Source organism: Moorena sp. SIO4A5 (assembly GCF_010672005.1).
Taxonomy (GTDB): domain Bacteria; phylum Cyanobacteriota; class Cyanobacteriia; order Cyanobacteriales; family Coleofasciculaceae; genus Moorena.
The window spans coordinates 1-3,476 of the sequence record NZ_JAAHHZ010000507.1 but is presented as its reverse complement, the minus strand read 5'-3'; the positions used below and the strand labels follow the sequence as shown (position 1 = coordinate 3,476).

General features: G+C 44.1%; 4 protein-coding genes and 1 pseudogene. 3 read left to right on the top strand and 2 right to left on the bottom strand.

Annotated elements, in window-relative coordinates:
* Window positions 1-152: 152 nt before the first annotated feature.
* On the top strand, window positions 153-950 hold the full coding sequence (locus F6K57_RS40065) for a pantothenate kinase (protein WP_293074425.1): 798 nt from the start codon (window positions 153-155) through the stop codon (window positions 948-950).
* 130 nt (window positions 951-1,080) lie between these two features.
* Here F6K57_RS40065 and F6K57_RS40060 read toward each other — a convergent pair whose 3' ends face one another.
* The gene (locus F6K57_RS40060) at window positions 1,081-1,536 is read right to left on the bottom strand and encodes an NUDIX hydrolase (RefSeq protein WP_070394675.1); all 456 of its coding nucleotides are present in this window, start codon (window positions 1,534-1,536) and stop codon (window positions 1,081-1,083) included.
* Window positions 1,537-1,874: 338 nt separating this feature from the next.
* Here F6K57_RS40060 and F6K57_RS40055 point away from each other — a divergent pair, with 338 nt between their 5' ends.
* Window positions 1,875-2,165, top strand: a complete 291-nt coding sequence (locus tag F6K57_RS40055) for an RNA-binding protein (RefSeq protein ID WP_293022087.1) — start codon at window positions 1,875-1,877, stop codon at window positions 2,163-2,165.
* Window positions 2,166-2,321: 156 nt separating this feature from the next.
* Window positions 2,322-2,516, top strand: coding sequence for a hypothetical protein (locus F6K57_RS40050; RefSeq protein ID WP_293042819.1), 195 nt, complete (start codon window positions 2,322-2,324; stop codon window positions 2,514-2,516).
* Between the two features lie 636 nt (window positions 2,517-3,152).
* Here F6K57_RS40050 and F6K57_RS40045 read toward each other — a convergent pair.
* Window positions 3,153-3,476 (bottom strand): annotated as a pseudogene (locus F6K57_RS40045) (argininosuccinate lyase); the annotation flags it as partial.

Sequence of the window (3,476 nt, the reverse complement as noted above, 5' to 3'; positions counted from 1 at the left end):
TTTTTTCCCACTGTGACTAGTCTTCCCAAAAAAAGAAATCTAGAATCGATTAGGCAAAGAAAAAGGCAAAAGGCAAATTTATTTCCCCGACTCCCGACTCCCGACTCCCATTAACCCAGTAATTTGTACTTCACCGAATTGATAACTGCTATATGACAACTAAGGCAAACAGCTTTTTAGGATTAGTGATTGGCAATTCCCGGCTACATTGGGCTTGGTTTGTGGATAACACCCTGAAAAAAGCCTGGGATACCAACCATCTAACCCCAGCAGCTGTAGCGCAGTTAATCAAGGACTGGAGGTCTAATGTAATGTCAGCGGAAATTTTCCCACCCCAGTTAAAAGCTCAGGGTAAAGACCCATCCAAGCCATTACCCCTTTACATCGCTTCAGTAGTACCTGCCCAAACAGCACTCTGGCAAAACTATTCCGATACTACAGTAGTGACCCTGGCAGATTTACCCCTTTGCGGACTATATCCCACCCTAGGCATTGACCGCGCCTTGGCCGTATTTGGTGCTGGTAATAGGTATAGTTATCCAGTTTTAGTTATTGATGCTGGTACTGCTCTAACCTTTACTGGGGCTAACCAAAACCTACAGCTAATCGGAGGAGCTATCTTACCAGGATTGGGATTACAGTTACAGTCTCTAGCACAAAAAACTGGAGCATTACCTGCGATTGAACTACCAGCTCAGTTACCAAAGCGTTGGTCACTGGAGACATCAGAGGCAATAGCAAGTGGTGTTGTCTATACAGTATTGGCTAGTATCCGGGATTTTATTGAGGATTGGCAAAGCAAGTTTCCCAACAGTGCGATTGCTCTGACTGGCGGGGATTCTGAGCAGTTAGTTACTTATCTCCAATCCCAATTTCCTGCAATAGCGGCTCAGATTATAGTTGATCCTTACTTAATCTTTTGGGGAATGTTGTCAGTGGTTGGTAGTTAGTTGCTCCAGCGACTTTTAATCAGATCAACTTGCGTTGTGTTCCAAAGCACCCTGTCATCTGGTTTCTCAGTGACTAACCAGATTGATCTACACCGGCAAGTCAATCATCTGTGTAGGCTGCACGAATGCACTAGGCAACGGTGATATTACCCTCAAAATAGTCCTGTAACTGACGGTCATGGTCATGGCTGAGGTTTCCCTTAGGGATAGCTTCCGGTTCAAACGCCTTGACTTCACTAATTTCCAAGACGTCCTGTACCTCCATAGTTCCGGTGACATCAGCTTCTACCAGAATACAGATAGAATGGACTCTGGGATCTCTTCCTGGTGCTGAGTAAACCCCAACTAACTGGCGAATCTTGAGCAACTCCAGTCCAGTTTCCTCAAATAATTCCCGTTCGATAGTCGTTGGAATATCTTGACCCCAGTTAACTATCCCTCCTGGTAGAGCCCACTTACCATTGTCACGACGTCGAACTAGCACAATTCGCCCATCCGGCAAGAGTGGAATGATGCTCGTACCGGTAATAGGATGTCGAAATATAATCCCGATAACGGTTTGGACAAATTGCCATAATCTTCTCATGTGATGATAGGGCTGTTGAGTGTGTGTGTTGCTTTTACTGACTGCTATGATAGACATTATGGATGCAAGTTCGGTAACGTCAGTGATTGAAAAGTCCATTGTGATGCAATTCAACGTTGAACGTCTGAGTAGTTAACAGCTAGGAGCCTAAGGAATACCTGACCGGTTCACAGGCAAAGCACTTGTGTTTAAATATCTGTCTTGATGCAAAGCGCGAGGGTCGGAAACCCCCTGATGAAGGTGCTGCATCGCTGTAATAACCAGGGTAGATATGCACCAGTGCTTCGCCCTCTCACCGACCTTCATCTGAACATGTTCGATCAGATGGACAACTCTAAATGACTATATACATTGGCAACCTAGATTATCAGGTTACCTCTCAAAACCTACAGGAAGTATTTGAGGATTATGGTACAGTATCAAAAGTAGCAGTTCCTAAAGATAGGGAAACCGGTCAAGGGCGTGGATTCGCTTTTGTTGATATGGGGACACCGGATGAGGAAGATTCGGCTATTGCTGAGCTAGATGGTGCACAATGGATGGGACGTTATATGCGCGTCCGTAAAGCTAGACCAAAGACTAACGACAACGACAACAATCGAGGAAATCGTAGTCGCAGTCAGTTCTAGAAACAGTAGGCTTCGAGGACAATCAAGAAGTCTGGTGTGGTCAAATAACTATTTGACTTTCCCTTGGGTCACATGGGTAACTTAAATAAACCAAGCTGAATTTATTGTAAGACTTGGGTTTGATAGTGTTTTTGTTTTTTTATCAATGAGGTAGACATGGCAAAGCGCCGCAATCTAAAAAAGGAAAAGGCGCAGCGGAATCAAGCTTACGCCCGTAAGTTTCGGAAATCCAAGCGTAATACGGGCCGTTTTTCCAAAAATAGACGGTACGGTAGCAAACCTCCTAAGTCGGAGGAAACAACAACAGAAACTAACCAGGATAATTACCAAGGTGGTACTGGTGCGATGTAAGGAGTCAGCTGATAACTGACTCCTTACATCCGATGAGGTAGCTACCCGAGTTGATTAACGACTGTCGATGTAGAAAGTCGATTTAGAAAATTTAGGAGCTTCGAGTGAGGAGCTTCGAATCAGAATAAGTCAAGGTTAGTAAACAGCACAAGAAAATGTCGCAGAGTCTACCAAAAACTCTTATTATTTGTTAGACTTAAATTAGGGTAACACCGACAGGGATTATTATGTAACTTAAATTAAAGCCGAAAACCAAGGGTTTAATAGTTGCGCTGTAATCCCGGTGGAACCAAATTTGTTGACATTTTTATGGCGCTCGCGGGATATTCCGTCAGAGCGGAAATACCCCCTGGATGTGAAAGCATCTTGGATTGGTGGGCTAAAGTTTATCTTGGTAGACTTTGGTAGCTAAAAAGTATCGGTTATGTTATTGGAATAAACAAAAGTCAAAGTATGTTTTAAGCCAAAAACTAACTAAAAAATCTTACTTCTGATCCGAAGTTTCCCGCTCCTAACTTCCCTATTATTAAGTAGTTTTGTACTGGTGCAAGATTGACCTACGGTCACGCTACGCGATTAGCCCGAAGGGCGTTGGCTAGCGAACGACAAGATCTAAGATTAGAGATAAATTAGCGATCAATCATTATTAGAAATTAGGCGATCGCATGCATCCTGAATCCCTCGCCTAACCTGGTCAAAACCAGTGCCACCATAACTATTCCGACGAGCTACTACTTGAGTAGGGGCAATGGCTTGATAAATATCCTCTGCAAAGGCTGGATGCAACGCTTGCCACTGTTCAAGGCTCAAATCCTTCAGTAACTTCCCGGATCCCAAACAACCTCTGACCACCTTACCCACCAGATTGTAGGCTTCCCGAAACGGAACCCCTTTTGAGGCTAAATAGTCAGCGACATCGGTAGCGTTAGAGAAATCTTCAGTAACTGCTGATGCTAAACG

Excerpts from the sequence above, each read along its gene's own strand:
- F6K57_RS40065 (WP_293074425.1), top strand. The coding sequence starts at position 153 with ATGACAACTAAGGCAAACAGCTTTTTAGGATTAGTGATTGGCAATTCC.
- F6K57_RS40060 (WP_070394675.1), bottom strand. The coding sequence starts at position 1,536 with ATGAGAAGATTATGGCAATTTGTCCAAACCGTTATCGGGATTATATTT.
- F6K57_RS40055 (WP_293022087.1), top strand. The coding sequence starts at position 1,875 with ATGACTATATACATTGGCAACCTAGATTATCAGGTTACCTCTCAAAAC.
- F6K57_RS40050 (WP_293042819.1), top strand. The coding sequence starts at position 2,322 with ATGGCAAAGCGCCGCAATCTAAAAAAGGAAAAGGCGCAGCGGAATCAA.